The sequence below is a fragment of the Nocardiopsis baichengensis YIM 90130 genome, from assembly GCF_000341205.1.
GTDB classification, from domain to species: Bacteria; Actinomycetota; Actinomycetes; order Streptosporangiales; family Streptosporangiaceae; genus Nocardiopsis_A; species Nocardiopsis_A halophila.
The window spans coordinates 249,966-263,730 of record NZ_ANAS01000004.1; the positions used below are offsets into that span (position 1 = coordinate 249,966).

Annotated in this window: 13 protein-coding genes; 6 read left to right on the forward strand and 7 right to left on the reverse strand. The window is 75.3% G+C overall.

The annotated features are described in order from the left end of the window. Window positions 1–176: 176 nt before the first annotated feature. Window positions 177–1,211 (reverse strand): acyltransferase domain-containing protein, encoded by a 1,035-nt coding sequence (locus tag C892_RS0102460; protein ID WP_017555901.1) that lies wholly within the window; start codon window positions 1,209–1,211, stop codon window positions 177–179. Window positions 1,212–1,339: 128 nt separating this feature from the next. On the opposite strand from C892_RS0102460, the gene C892_RS0102465 reads away from it, so the two are divergent. Continuing rightward, window positions 1,340–2,935 carry an AMP-binding protein gene (locus C892_RS0102465; protein ID WP_017555902.1) on the forward strand — a complete coding sequence of 532 codons (1,596 nt, stop codon included), beginning with the start codon at window positions 1,340–1,342 and terminating at the stop codon, window positions 2,933–2,935. Between the two features lie 14 nt (window positions 2,936–2,949). On the opposite strand, the gene C892_RS0102470 is transcribed toward C892_RS0102465, so the two are convergent. Beyond that, window positions 2,950–4,143, reverse strand: a complete 1,194-nt coding sequence (locus tag C892_RS0102470) for an FAD-dependent monooxygenase (RefSeq protein ID WP_017555903.1) — start codon at window positions 4,141–4,143, stop codon at window positions 2,950–2,952. Between the two features lie 101 nt (window positions 4,144–4,244). On the opposite strand from C892_RS0102470, the gene C892_RS0102475 reads away from it, so the two are divergent. The 3 genes from C892_RS0102475 (at window position 4,245) to C892_RS0102485 (ending at window position 8,117) form a co-directional block, all read left to right on the forward strand. Continuing rightward, window positions 4,245–4,961 (forward strand): TetR/AcrR family transcriptional regulator, encoded by a 717-nt coding sequence (locus C892_RS0102475; RefSeq protein WP_017555904.1) that lies wholly within the window; start codon window positions 4,245–4,247, stop codon window positions 4,959–4,961. A gap of 336 nt (window positions 4,962–5,297) precedes the next feature. Further along, a complete protein-coding gene (locus tag C892_RS0102480) occupies window positions 5,298–5,804 on the forward strand; it encodes a GNAT family N-acetyltransferase (protein WP_017555905.1) in 507 nt (168 codons plus the stop codon). 441 nt (window positions 5,805–6,245) lie between these two features. Beyond that, window positions 6,246–8,117, forward strand: a complete 1,872-nt coding sequence (locus C892_RS0102485; RefSeq protein ID WP_017555906.1) for a DEAD/DEAH box helicase — start codon at window positions 6,246–6,248, stop codon at window positions 8,115–8,117. A 291-nt stretch (window positions 8,118–8,408) separates the two neighbouring features. Here C892_RS0102485 and C892_RS0102490 read toward each other — a convergent pair whose 3' ends face one another. Continuing rightward, complete coding sequence (locus C892_RS0102490; RefSeq protein WP_017555907.1) at window positions 8,409–9,140, reverse strand: SDR family NAD(P)-dependent oxidoreductase; 732 nt, start codon at window positions 9,138–9,140, stop codon at window positions 8,409–8,411. 87 nt (window positions 9,141–9,227) lie between these two features. Here C892_RS0102490 and C892_RS0102495 point away from each other — a divergent pair, with 87 nt between their 5' ends. Both C892_RS0102495 and C892_RS0102500 read left to right on the forward strand, forming a co-directional pair. Further along, complete coding sequence (locus C892_RS0102495) at window positions 9,228–9,824, forward strand: TetR/AcrR family transcriptional regulator (protein WP_017555908.1); 597 nt, start codon at window positions 9,228–9,230, stop codon at window positions 9,822–9,824. A 298-nt stretch (window positions 9,825–10,122) separates the two neighbouring features. Further along, complete coding sequence (locus C892_RS0102500) at window positions 10,123–10,500, forward strand: hypothetical protein (protein WP_239647235.1); 378 nt, start codon at window positions 10,123–10,125, stop codon at window positions 10,498–10,500. Between the two features lie 473 nt (window positions 10,501–10,973). On the opposite strand, the gene C892_RS0102505 is transcribed toward C892_RS0102500, so the two are convergent. The 4 genes from C892_RS0102505 to C892_RS0102520 all read right to left on the reverse strand — a co-directional run bounded on the left by C892_RS0102505 (window position 10,974) and on the right by C892_RS0102520 (window position 13,239). After that, window positions 10,974–11,339: a hypothetical protein gene (locus tag C892_RS0102505; RefSeq protein WP_017555910.1), complete on the reverse strand. Its 366-nt coding sequence runs from the start codon at window positions 11,337–11,339 to the stop codon at window positions 10,974–10,976. Window positions 11,340–11,848: 509 nt separating this feature from the next. Then, window positions 11,849–12,268 carry a nuclear transport factor 2 family protein gene (locus C892_RS0102510; protein WP_017555911.1) on the reverse strand — a complete coding sequence of 140 codons (420 nt, stop codon included), beginning with the start codon at window positions 12,266–12,268 and terminating at the stop codon, window positions 11,849–11,851. 232 nt (window positions 12,269–12,500) lie between these two features. Continuing rightward, window positions 12,501–12,716, reverse strand: a complete 216-nt coding sequence (locus C892_RS0102515) for an SDR family oxidoreductase (RefSeq protein WP_017555912.1) — start codon at window positions 12,714–12,716, stop codon at window positions 12,501–12,503. A 91-nt stretch (window positions 12,717–12,807) separates the two neighbouring features. Next, window positions 12,808–13,239, reverse strand: a complete 432-nt coding sequence (locus C892_RS0102520; RefSeq protein WP_017555913.1) for an Rrf2 family transcriptional regulator — start codon at window positions 13,237–13,239, stop codon at window positions 12,808–12,810. Window positions 13,240–13,765: the final 526 nt, after the last annotated feature.

Below are 13,765 nucleotides of genomic sequence, written 5' to 3' on the forward strand. Positions count from 1 at the left end.
GTGCCGGGCGCGGTCGCGGGTGGCGCCGAGGGCGCGTGCCGGGGCGCGGGTCGCCCGCGGGGTCGGGCCGGCGGCTCGCACACCAGTGCAGTCCATGCCCTTGGGGCAGGGTCAAGCCGGTGAGGGGGACGGGGAGCCGGGAGGGCGCCGGCGCTCGGCCGGGCGCCTGCCGGTGCTCATTCGGGCAGGTCGAGCCACCCGGTGCGCACGTGCCAGTGGCCGCCGGCGGCGACGTGGTCGGCGGTGGCGCGCTCCAGGCGGGTGGTGCGGCGGGCGCGCGCGGGGTCGGCCCGGGGGCTGCGGTGGATGAAGCGGAACACGTCGTCGTCGCCGGGGGCGGGTTCGTCGACCAGGGTGAACAGTTTCTGGAAGCGGGCGATGTTGCCGTCGTGGCCCAGGTGGTCGTTGAGGCGGGGGTCCAGCATCCAGGAGGAGCAGGTGGCCACCGGGTGGTCGGCGCCCAGGCGGGTGCGGAAGAAGGGGCGGGCGCGGCGCAGGGAGTCGGCGACGTCGCCGGGGTCCAGGGGCGGGCCGGCGGGGATGTGGATGCGCAGGCAGGGGGCGCCGGGGGCCAGGTCGGGGCGGCCCAGGGCGCGGGCGCGGGCGTGGTCGAACCAGCGGACCGAGGCCTGGGTGGCCAGGACGTTGGGCTCGTACTGCAGGCGGCCCAGCTCGTACAGGCCCGAGCGGAACTGCAGGGCGACCCAGCCGGCGGTCTCCAGGCCGGTGCGGCCGAACATGCGGCGGTTGGCGGCGACCTGGCGGCCCACGTCGCGCAGGGTGGCGCGGGTGACGTCCTCGGGTACGCCCAGGGCGCGCTGGTGCTCCAGGTACCAGGGCAGGGACAGGGCGAAGGCGATGACGGGGGCGCAGCGGGCGCGGGGGTCCTCTGCCGTGTGCAGGGCGGGCCAGTCCTGCCAGGCCGGGGCGGTGCCGGCGTCGGCGGCGGCGCGGGCGGCCAGGCGTTCGACCAGGTGGAGCAGGCCGGGGGGCCAGGTTGCGTCGGGCCAGGCGGCGCGGATCTCGGCGCGGTCGGGCTCGGGCAGGGCGAAGGGGGCCAGGAGGCGGTCGGGGTCGGCGGTCAGGGGGTCGGCGGCGCCCCGGGCGGCGGGGTGGGGCAGGTCGGCGGCGCTGCGCAGCCAGTGCGCGGCGGCGGCCTCCAGGCCGTGGCGTTCGCACAGCTCCTCGGCGTCGTACCCGGGTCCGTTCATCGGTCCTCTCCCCTCCCCCAGGCGCGGGCGTGCCCCCGGCGGATGAGGGCACCATCACACACCAAGGCATACTCTTATACCGAACGCCGCCAACACCCCGATAGCGTAGAAAACGAGGACGCTCACCGATGCCCACCCCGGCGCAGCAGGTACACGACTGGCTGGCCATGTACGACGCCCCGGACGCATCGGTGGCCCGCCTGTTGTGCGACCGGCATCCGGGCTCGGCCACGGCCGTCGTGGAGATCGGTGAGGACCTGGAGCCGTCGGTGCGCACCTTCGCCGACCTGGCCGAGCGCTCGTCGCGCCTGGCGGCGGGGATGGCGCGCCTGGGGATCGGCCCGGGCGACCGGGTGGCCACGCTGCTGTGGCGCGGGTTCGACCTGGCGGCGACCGCGGTGGCGGCCTGGCGGCTGGGGGCGGTGCACGTTCCGCTGCTGACGGCCCTGGCGCCGGCGGCGATCGGCACGCGCCTGGCCGCGGCGCGGGCCCGGCTGGTGGTCTGCGAGGAGCAGGTGCGCCACAAGCTGCAGGACGCCGGGCCGTGGCGGGTGGCGGTGGCCGGTGAGGGGGGCGGCCTGGCCGGGGACCTGAGCCTGGAGGGGCTGGCCGCGGGGGCGGGCCCGGTGCCCGAGCCGGCGGCGGTGGGCGGCGCGGCGCCGTTCCTGCACCTGTTCGCGCCCGGGCCGGGCGGCATGCCGCGGGCCTTCGAGGTGCCGGTGCGGGCGCTGGCGGCCTTCCAGTCCCACCTGCGCTTCGGCCTGGACGTGGCCGAGGGGGACGTGTACTGGAACACCCACGACCCCAGCTGGCACTACGGGCTCTTCCACGGGCTGGTGGCGCCGCTGGCGGAGGGGCGGTCCAGTCTGCAGCTGCGGGCGGGCGGCGACCCGGAGCTGGTGCTGGACGTGCTGGCCGAGCAGCGGGTGAGCAACCTGGTGGCACCGCCGACGCTGTACCGGACGCTGCGCTCGTCGGTCAAGACGCTGCCGCCGGAGGTGGCGGTGCGGCGCCTGTCGAGTGCGGGCGAGCCGCTGCCCGAGGGGGTGGCGGAGTGGGCGGCCGACGTGTTCGGCACGCCGGTGCGCGACCACTACGGGCAGGCCGAGCTGGGGGTGTGCGTGGGCCAGCACCAGCACCCCCGGGCCCGGGCGGCGGTGCCCGCGGGGTCGCAGGGCACGTGCCTGCCGGGCTGGTCGGTGGCGGTGCTGGACCCCTTCGACGACGTGGAGGCCGCCCCGGGGGTGCTGGGGCGGGTGGCGGTGGACGCCCACGACAGCCCGGCGTACTGGTTCGGCGGCTATGCCGGGGATCGGCGGGCGCGGCTGACGCCTGACGGCCGGTGGTTCGTGACCGGTGACACGGCGGTGCGCGACCGCCAGGGGTGCTTCTTCTTCTCCTCGCGGGACGAGGAGGCGATCCTGGCCTCGGGGTACCGGATCGTCCCGGGGGATGTGGAGACGGCGCTGCTGGAGCACCCGGACGTGGTGGAGGCGGCGGTCTACGGCGCCCCGGACGGTTCGGGCGGGCGCACGGTGGCGGCCAGCGTGGTGCTGGCCGAGGGGGCGCAGGCGGGGGCGCAGCTGGCCGAGAAGCTGCGCGAGCTGGTGCGGGGGCGCTTCGCCGAGCACGCCTACCCGCGCACGATCGACTTCGTGGAGGAGCTGCCCAAGTCGCCGTCGGGCAAGATCCGGCGCTCGCGGCTGGGGCCGCGCCGGGGGTGATCCCGGGCGGTCCTTCAGCGGGAGGTGCGGCCGGCCGGCAGGTCGGGCAGGGCCACGGTCGTGGTCCGCCGGCCCATGGCGAGCATCGCCTTGAGCAGCAGGGGCCGCGAGAGCAGGGTGTTGCGCAGGCGGATGCCGCGGGCGGTGGCGGGGGCCAGGAAGGTTCCGGTGCGGTCGCCGCCGGCCTGGCAGCGGCGGGCGTAGGCGCGCAGCCGGTCCTCGTAGCGGGTGAAGGCGGCCCGGTGGTCGTCGGGGGTGCGGGCCAGTTCTGCGGCCAGGACGTAGGCGCCGACCACGGCGGTCCCGGCGCCCATGCCGCCGATGGTGGCGCCGCAGGCGGCGTCGCCGACCAGGCACACCCGGCCCTGTGACCAGGCGGGGGCGTCGACGCGGCTGATGGCGTCGTAGTACAGGTCGGGGGCGCCGGGCAGGGCCTGGAGCAGGCGGGGCACGTGCCAGCCCATGCCGGAGAGGGCCTCGGCGATCCGGCGCTTGTGGGCTCGGGGGTCGCGGCGGTCGGGGCCGGGCGGGGGTGCGGCGAAGACGACGTAGGCCTGGGGGCGGGCGCCGTCGCGGTGGCCGGCGACGACGGAGGCGAAGCGGCCGGGGGTGTTGTAGGCGGTGGAGCCGCGGGCGGGGGCCAGGCCGGTGCCGTGGGGCAGGGGCCAGGTGGCGGCGTGGTGGCCCAGGTGGGTGACGTAGCGCTCTTCGGGGCCCAGGGCCAGGCGGCGGACGTTGGAGTGCAGCCCGTCGGCGCCGATGACCAGGTGGAACTCGCGCGGGCCGGCGCGGCGGAATTCGGCCAGGACGCCCGAGGGCATCTGGGTCAGGGCGGTGATCGAGTCGCCGAGGATGTACTCGGTGGTCGGGGCGCTGTGCTCGTGGAGCAGCCGGGCCAGGTCGTGGCGGGCGACCTCGATGTCGCCGCCGGCGAAGGAGTCGGGCAGGTGCAGCAGGGTGCGGTCGGCCTCGTCGACGAAGCGGATCGGGCTGCCGCCGGTCTGTATGCGGCGCAGTTCGTCCAGCAGGCCCATGCGCTCCAGGACGGTCAGGTGGGTGGGGCCGCGGAAGTCGACGGCCTGGCCGCCCCGGCGCAGGGCGGGCGCGTCCTCCACGACGGTGGGGGTGAAGCCGTGGCGTGCCAGCCAGTAGGCCAGTGCCGGGCCGGCGATGCCGGCGCCGGAGATGAGGATGTCGCTGTTCACCACGGGGGCCTCCGCTTCCTGTGCCCTGAAACTGTGTCCGACGGACACTGTCCGGTGCTGTGTATCGTAGACGCAGTTCCGAGCGGCCACAAGGAAGGACCGGCATGGGCCAGGACCACTCCGGAGCGGTCAGGCTGCTGTGGGGGCCCCGCGCGGCCCCCGCGCGCGGCCCCAGGCCCGCCCTCGACCTGGACCGCATCGCCCGGGCCGGCATCGAGACCGCCGACGCCGAGGGGCTGGGCGAGGTGTCCATGCACCGCGTGGCCGGGCGGCTCGGCGTCACCAAGATGGCCCTGTACCGCTACGTCCCGGGCAAGGCCGAACTGGTCGCGCTCATGGCGGACACCGCCGTCGGCCCCTGCCCCGCCCCCCAGGACCCGCACGCCGGGTGGCGCGCGCGGCTGGAGGAGTGGGCCCGCCGGCTGCTGGCCGCGTTCCTGGACCACCCCTGGGCGCTGGAGGCCACCGTCGGCCCGCGGGTGCCCGGCCCCGCAGAGCTGTCGTGGCTGGAGAGCGCCGTGGGCGCCCTGGAGGGAACCGGGCTCGGCGGCGCCGAGCGGATGGACGCGGCCGTCCTGCTGGTGGGCCACGTGCGCACCATCGCCCAGCAGGCCCGCGCACCGGGCGCGGCCGGCGGGGACGGACCGCAGCTCGGCACCGCCCTGGGCACGCTGGTGCACGAGCACGGAGAGCGGTTCCCCGCACTGGCCGCCGCCCTGGCCCCGGCGGCCCGCGACGGCGGCCGCGGCCAGGCATGGGAGTTCGGCCTGCAGCGCATCCTGGACGGGCTGGGCGCCCTGATCGACCGGCGCGCGCGCTGACCGGAGCCGGGCCTGCCGGAATCGAAGACGCGCACCCGCCCGTCCAGGACCTGCGCCCGCGTGTCGGCGCCCCAGGCCCGCCGCAGGCACTCCCGCACCTGGCCCACAAGGCCGGCCACGCCCCCCGGCCGGGCGGGACCGCGATGACGGGGCCGCCGCTTCTCCTGCCATCGGGCCCAGGGGTGCAGAGCGGGGTGAGCGGGCGGTGCGCGCAGCCGCCCCGGCCGGCGGCGGCTGCGCAGCCCGGACGAGGGGCAGCACCCCAGGGCCCCGCCGCCGCGGGGCCGGGGCCCGGCGGGGAGCGTGCGGCCCCTCAGGGGCGGGCACGATACGCCCATGCACCGACCCGTCGGCCTGCCCGTCCTCAGCGCCCGCCTGGGCGCCTTCCTGCGCCCCTGGCGCATGTCGGACCTTGAACTGGTCCGTGAAGCCGCCCAGGACGACTACATCCCCGCAATCACCACGGTCCCCTCCCCCTTCACCGAGGAGCAGGGGGCGGCGTTCATCCGCCGCCAATGGCAGCGGACGGCAACGAGAAGCGGCTGCCCCTTCGTCATCGTCGACGCCGGACGCCCCGTGGGAGCCGCCGGGCTGTGGCTCAACGACCTGGACCGGGGGCGGGGAGCGGCCGCGGCGGCCCTGACGGCGGTCGCCGACTGGGCCCTGGGGTCGCTGGCGATCCCCCGCCTGGAGCTGTACGTGGAGCCGTGGAACACCGCCTCGGTACGCACCGCCGAGCACGCCGGCTTCCGGCGCCAGGGGCTGCGGCCCCGGTCGCGCACCGTCCGGGGCGCCCCGCGGGACATGCTCGTCTACTCCCGCCCGGTTCCGCACGGCCTGTGAGCGGGCCCCGGCGCGCACGGAACGCCGCACCACGCCCGGAACAAGGACCGAAGCCCGCTCCCCTCCGCGCCCCGCCCGGCGACACTCGGCCACCGCACCCACCTGCGCCGACACCCCCGCCCTCCACCCCCGCACACCCCTGGCCCAGTGTGCTTCTGGTCTCCTCTGCGGACCCCGGGGCGCGGGCAGGGGCGCCCATCACCTAGGCTTGTGGGGCGGCCGGAGCCTAGTGACCGTCGGGGAGGCCGCGACCCTTGTGCGCCCGCGGCCCCATGCGAAGGGGCCGGATCCGGGCATGCGGCGACAGCGCACTGCGGACGCGCGGCGCCGCGAGGGACAGGTCCGCGCCCATCCACCCGCAGCAGCCTGCGGGCACCCCCGGGTGCCCGCACCGCGCGATGCCCCGACGGACACCGACGCCCGCGTCCCCAGAGGAGATTTATGGCATCCGCCGCCCCGACCCTGCCCTCCGAGCAGGACATGCAGGACATGGCAGCAGAGCTTCCCGAGTTCCACGAGCCGGCCCAGGCGGCCGAGCAGGCCGACCCCGCCCCCGAGGGCTTCGCCGCCCTCCCCCTGGACCCCAGCGTCCTGGCCTCGGTGACCGCCGCCGGCTTCACCGACCCCACCCCCATCCAGCGCGAGGCCATCCCGCCGCTGGTCGCCGGACGCGACCTGCTCGGCCAGGCCGCCACCGGCACCGGCAAGACCGCCGCCTTCGCCCTGCCCATCATGCAGATGCTGGCCCAGCGCTCCGGGCGCACCCCCGGCGGCCCGGCCGCCCTGATCCTGGTGCCCACCCGCGAGCTGGCCGTACAGGTGTGCGAGGCCGTGGAGAGCATGGGCGCCGCCGCCCGCGCCCGCGTCCTGCCCGTCTACGGCGGCACCCCCATCGGGCGCCAGCTGCGCGCCCTGGAGCGCGGCGTGGACGCCGTCGTGGCCACCCCGGGCCGCGCCCTGGACCTGATGGGCCGCGGCGGCCTGGTCCTGGACCGGCTGTCCATGGCGGTGCTCGACGAGGCCGACGAGATGCTGGACATGGGCTTCGCCGAGGACATCGAGTCGATCCTGGAGCAGACCCCCGCCGACTGCCAGCGGGTGCTGTTCTCGGCCACCATGCCCTCGCGCATCGAGTCCCTGGCCCAGAGCCACCTGACCGACCCGGTGCGCGTGCGCATCGCCCCCGAGCAGCGCGCCCAGGGCGAGGCCCCGCGCGTGCGCCAGTGCGCCTACCTGGTCCCGCGCGGCTACAAGGAGGCCGCGCTGGCCCGGCTGCTGGAGGCCGAGGAGCCCGGCGCCGCGATCGTCTTCTGCGCCACCCGCGAAGAGGTCGAGCGGGTCACCGAGGCGATGAACGGGCGCGGCCGCCGCGCCGAGGCCCTGCACGGCGGCATGGGCCAGGAGCACCGCGACCGGGTGATGGGCCGCCTGCGCTCCGGCGCGGCCGACCTGCTGGTCGCCACCGACGTGGCCGCCCGCGGCATCGACGTCGATCACCTGACGCACGTGGTCAACTTCGGCCTGCCCGCGGCCCCCGAGTCCTACGTGCACCGGGTGGGCCGCGTCGGCCGCGCCGGGCGCGACGGTGTGGCACTGACCGTCATCGAGCCGCGCGACCAGCGCCGCCTCAAGGCGGTGCGGCGCGCCGCCTCCGGGCCGATCGAGGTCGAGCAGGTCCCCACCGTCGAGCAGATGCGGCGCCGCCGCCTCGAGCGCACCCGCCAGGCGCTGCACGAGGCCCTGTCGCAGGACCAGACCGCACCGGCCGCCGCCGAGCTGGAGGAGGTCCTGGGGTCGCTGCGCGAGGAGTTCGGGGCCGAGCGGGTGGCCCTGGAGGCCATGCGCCTGGCGCACGGCGCCCTTGCTCCGGCCGCCGAGGGCGAGCAGGAGATCCCGCAGGTGCCGGTGCGCGCCGAGACCGACCGGCGGGGCCGGCGCGGCGAGCGCTCCGACCGCGACCGGGGCCCCCAGGGCCCGGGGCGGCGCGGAGGCGGCCGCGGCCCCTCGGGCGATCGGGTCCGCCTGTTCGTGGGCGCCGGCCGCAGCGCCCGGGTGCGCCCCCAGGACCTGGTGGGCGCGATCGCCGGGGAGGCCGGCCTGAACGGGCGCGACATCGGCGCGATCGAGATCGCCGAGCGCTTCTCGCTGGTGGAGGTTCCCGCCTCTGACGCCGACCGTGTCATCGACGCCCTGCAGGGGGCCATGATCAAGGGCCGCAAGGCCGTGGTGCGCCGCGACGCCCGCGAGAGCGGCGGCGGTCCGCGCCAGGGCGGCGCCAAGCGCCGCCCGGCCACGCGCGCGCCCAGGGACTGACACCGACCCGCCGCTCAGGGCGGGAGGGCTCCGACGGGGGCGGCGCGCACTGCGCGCCGCCCCCGTTTCGCATGCCAGGGGGTGCCGTGACCGCAGGAGGGAGCGGGGAGTATCACTACAGCCTCGGCGCGCACTGACCAGCGCCTCCGTGGTCAACGGGTGCGAACCGGTGGGAGGACCCACTCGCCGGGCACCCGGATGCGGGCCAGAGCCCGGCCTTCGGCGTACGGCCGCCGCCCCTTCCACCGGTGAACCGGGGTGCCCGGTATGCCGGCCGTATGAGGGGCGTGGTCAGACCTGGGCCTGGCCTCCGTCGACGAACCAGTCGACGCCGTTCACGAAGCTGGAAGCGTCCGAGGCCAGGAACGTCGCCACGGCGGCGATCTCATCCGGGCGGCCGATCCTGCCGAGCGGCACCTCCGAGGCGAGCTGGTGGTCGGGGCCTACGGCGCCCACCAGGCCCGGGGTCTCGGTCGGGCCGGGGCTCAGCGCGTTCACCCGGAACCTCCGTTCCTGCGCGCTGAGCGCCCAGCTGCGCACCAGGTTGCGCACCGCGGCCTTCGATGCGCCGTAGACTTCCAGGCCCGGTCCGGGGCGGAGGGTGCTGGTCGATCCCGTCACGACGATCGAGGCGCCGTTCGACAGCAGGGGCAGCGCCTTTTGCACGGTGAAGATCGTGCCCTTCACGTTCGTGCCGAAGGTGGCGTCGGCGGCTTCCTCTGTGATCTCACCGAGGCGCTGAGGGACGGCGCTGCCGGCGTTGGCGACGAGCACGTCGATGCGGCCCGCCTCCTCGCGCACGACCGAGTAGAGGCCGTCGAGGTCCGTCTGTACCGAAACGTCGGTCCTCACACCGATGGCCGCCGGCCCGATCTCGGCGACGGCCGCGTCGAGCGGCTCCTGGCGGCGGCCGGCCAGGAACACCCGTGCCCCCTCCGCAGCGAACCTCCTGGCGATGGCGAGCCCGATGCCGCTGTTGGCTCCGGTGACCACCGCCGCCTTGCCCGCGAGTACTTCTGTCATGGCGCGCCCACTCCTCAATTCTTGACTCGTTCGTCCAGAACGCTAACCGTTCTGGACGAACGAGTCAAGAACGGTTAGGCTGCCCCCATGGCACGGCCCAAGAAGTTCGACGAGCGGCAGGTACTGGACACCGCCCGGGAGCGGTTCTGGTCGGGTGGGTACGCCGCCACGCGGATGGACGACATCGCCGAGGCGACGGGGCTCGGCAAAGGCAGCCTGTACGGCGCGTTCGGCGGAAAGCAGGAGCTGTTCCACCGCGTGTTCGACGATTACTGCGGCTCCGTCGTCGATGCTGTGGGCCGGCAGCTGCGCGGCAACGACGCGGACGCCTACGCGCGGCTGTGCGCCCACGTGTACGCGGTGGCGGCGGCGACCGCCGCGGACACCGCCCACCGCGGATGCCTGCTGGCCAAGGGCGCCGCCGAGCTGGCCGAACACGACCAGACGGTGGCCGAGCGGGCACGCGCGGCCATCGAGGAGCTGCAAGCGCTGCTGGAGGGCGACATCGCGGCCTGTCAGCGCAACGGCGATATCGCCGCGGACGCGGATCCGGGAAAGCTGGCCGCGCTCGTGCTCGCCGTGCTGCGCGGCATCGAAGCGCTGGGCAAGGCCGGAGCGAGCGAGGAGACGCTGACCGATATAGCCGGGACGGCCCTGGCTGTACTGCCCCGCCCCGCTCACTGAGCTTCTTCGGTTGCTGGGCACCTTCCCGGCCGACACGGCCGGCGTTCCGGCCGCGGTCGGAGGCGCAAGAGCGGGCTCCCGGCCTTGTCCGGATTCGCCACCTGGATACACTGCCCCGCCCCGGCCGGAGGTCGTCTCAGTGCCGCCTGCGTCACCTGCACGAGTATTCGCCGTTGTCCCGCCTGCCCTGGTGATGCTCACCCTGTCCGGGTGCTCTTCCTGGGGCTGCACCGACACAACGGCGGAGCGCGGTGAGGCCGGTGCCGGGGTGGAGGTCGTGGACACGGAAGGGCGGCCTATGGGCGTCACCGCAGCGGTCGTCGACTGGCGCCTTGAGCCCCACCCGCAGGAGCCCTCCGAAGGCGACCGGGTCCACTTCTCCTTCCGCTTCGACGGCGCCGACGAATATTCCGACCCCGCGGTGGACGCCTGCGCGGTCGACGAGGATCGTGTGGTGCTGGGGTGTCAGACGGTTCACTCGTCCCAGGCGTTCGGGCCGGCCGAGGATCCCCTCACGGGCGGCGACTGGCTCGTCGTGGACTCCCCTGAGCAGGTTGCCGACGTGTTGTTGATCCCCAACGACCGGTCCCACGACCGCCCCACCTGTGAAGTGGACGCCAAGGACGGCGGAGGGGCGCATCCTCCGGAACCACCCATCAGGGGGGACCGGCTGTAGGGAGGATAAGGCGGTTGAACGCGTCGGCGGCCCGCCGGCCCCGGCCCCCGAACCCTCTGTTGCTCCAGGCGAAGGATCAGCGGGCCGGCAAGAGCACCACCGACCGGCCCTGCGGCCGGGCGCCCCATGCCCCCGCGCTGCCTCGCCGACCTGATCCGCGGCATCGCCATCCCCGGAAGGCCCCCGCTCCGGGCGGTGCCCGGGCCGGAGGGGCCGGGAACCGCTACGTCCCCACAGACCGCGCACAGTGATCGAATCGGCGGGGCCGCGGCGAGCACCGATCACTCGACCAACGGCTCTGGCCAGTCCCGCCCCCATTCCGGGGCCCGCCCTCACCGTTTCGGGGCAGCGTCCTGGCGCGGGACCGATCGCCCAATGGCCCCACGGGCAGACCCCGGACAGGGCGCACACCGCCTGGCCCGACTCCCCTGAACCCGCTCCGGAACACGGCCGCGCACCAGGCGGCCGAGCCGTCAGGACTCGCCGGCACGCCCGCGCCGGGCACTCCGCACGGCCGCCGCCAGCCCCGAAGCGACCGGAACGGTCCACCACAGCTGGTACCAGAAGACCGCGTCCAGGCTCTGCCACGGAGTGCTGCCCAGGGCGGCCCCCACCAGCCCGCCCAACGCAAAGACCCCCAAGGCGCGCGGAGCCCGGCCCGACCCCAGGGCGGCCAGGGCCAGAGCCGCCGTGCACCACACCCCCAGGAACACGCGGTGGGCGGCAGGGTCGGGGACGGGGGCGCCCCAGGCCCAGGCGGTCAGCGCGCCCGAGGCGGCAGCGGCCCCCGCCGACAGCACTGCGGACCAGGGCGTGAACGTTCCGGTAACGATGGCCATCGCCCGTAGCCTTCCCTGCCCGCCCGCGGCGCCTACCGCCTCGGGCCGAATCCGGCCCCGAGCCGCCCCCGCGGGGCGGTTCAGGGGGCCGGCCCAGTGCATCCCCGGGGAGGCCTGCGACCAGCTCCTCCAAGTGCGCGCACGCCGGTTCGAGGTCGATCATGTGCCCTCCCAACGGGATCGGGGCGAAGGCGCCCTCCCCTCTTGGACGGAGCGGGCGGCGCAGACTCATCGCCGACCCGCGCATCGGCTCTGACGGCGGCCGGCGCCGCCGCGCCCGCTGCCCCACCTCCGTCGCCCTAGCCCGGGCCTGCAGTGAACACGCCCCCAGCCCGGGTGCCCCAACGCGCGGTCGTGTTCCTCGGGCCCTGTTCGACGGGGAGGTGTACCTGTTCGAACGCGGACACCGGATCCGGCTGCCCGGGCCGGTGGTTTGCCCCGATCGGGCGCATCCGACCCCGTTCACGCCGATCCGCGAACCCGCGAACGCGTGTTGCCGCCGCACCGGTTCAGCCGGCGTTGAACGCCTTCTCGACGGCGAGCGTGTCCTCGTACAGGTGCATGCGGACGATCCGGCCGTCCTCGACCACCAGATGCATGGCCACCGGTGTGGTGAACTCCTTGCCGGTGGCCACGGCGGTGTGCGTCCAGACCGCCAGCAGTACGACGTCACCGCCGTCGACGATGACGCGTTCCAGCACGACCGTGCTCATGCCGTGCGCGAAGTGCGGCCACATCGTGGTGAAGTACGGCGCGACCTCCTGCCTGCGGGTGCGGCGCCCGGTCCAGGGCAGCGCGTCACTGCCGGGGACGTGCCAGTCGATCTCCTCGGCGAAGAGCTCCTGGATGCCGTGGGGGTCCTGCCTGCCGAGGCGCTCCACGAACTTCTCGGCCACGGTCCGCGAGGCCTGGGCGTCTGTTGCCGTCATCGTTGTCCTTGTCTTCTTGCTCGTAGGAGGTGTGCTGGTCGGGCCTCGGCCGTGTAAGGGGAGGGCGGCCTGTCGCCGGGGATCGGGCCGCCGCGCCGCGCGCCCGGTGGTGGGCGCGCTCTTGACGGCCGCCCCCTTGCCGTGTCGAAGCCGTTGCACCTGCGGCGGTGGCAAGTACACGGCCCGGACGGCCCCGGAGCGTCCGAAGCCTCCCGTGTGGAGGGTCGGGCCCTCAGAGCTGTGTGGCGCCGCCGTCGACGAGCGGTTCCGCGCCGCTGGGGAAGGTGCTCTGGTCGCCGGCCAGGTAGAGGGCGGTGGCGGCGACCTCGTCGGGGCGGCCGACGCGGCCGGGCGGGGCGGGCTCGGCGGCGAAGCGGCGGGCGATCGCCGGGCCGATGCCGCTGGAGGCGCCGGTGACCAGGGCGGTCCTGTCGTCCAGCTGTCCCATGGGGTTCTCCGGATCTTCGTCGTAACCATTTTTGTTACATTGACGGGTGCAGGGCGCGCCCCCTCGGTCGAGGGAGGCCGACGGCCTGAGGTCAGGCGGCCTTCAGGATGTCCTGCAGGACGTCCTCCAACGTGGTCTGGGCCAGCTCCCTGCGCAGGGCGGCCTCCACCCCGTCGTACACGGCGCTCAGCGCCGGCCCGATGCCCTGGCCCACGACGCACTCGGGGTCCGGTGCGGCGCGGTGCAGGGCGAACAGCGGGCCCGGCTCGATCGCCCGGTAGACGTCGAGCAGGGTGATCGCCGACAGCTCCCGTGTGAGCGTCCAGCCCGCCCCCGCCCCCCGCTGCGAATCGGCCAGGCCGGCCCTGCGCAGCTCGGACAGCAGGCGGCGGATCACCACCGGGTTGGTGCTGGCGCTGGTGGCGATCTGCTCGGAGGTGGCGACCTCGTGGCCGCGCCGCTGGTACAGCCCGATCCACGTCAGGACGTGCGCCGCGACGGTCAGTCTGCTGTTGGCGCTCACGCGGGCCTCCCCACTCTCCTCGCCGCCCGACTCTTGTCGTAACGGTAACTGTTACGACAGGGCGCGGCAAATCTTGCGCTGCCCCTTCCCCTTGGGGCGGGCGCCGCCCGCCCCGGCGGCGCCCGGGGCCTCACCGACCGCATCGCGCGTCTTCCCCGCGGCGGCGGTGACCGCACACGCCTCCGACCTGCTCCGATCCACCCCCCCCTGCGCCCGCCGGCCGCCTCCCGGCAGGGGCGGGCCCAGGGGGCTCCCCACGGGGAGGGGGTTTCGTTTGGGCGGGACCGGCCGGGCCGGGTGACGGTTCGGCCCGCCTCATGAGCTGACATCCGGTAAGGCCCACTTATCGGGGGTCAGATTCCCCGCCGTTCCGCGCCTTCTTTGTGTTTGCAAACCTGGATTACGTAACGAGATAACGTATTTCACTAACGTTATTCGGGTGGGGGGTGCAGAACCCCCGAGGCACCGGCCACTCCCGCCTCGACCGGCACACAGGACAGGGGCCCGGGAAGCACCCGAGGCCGGG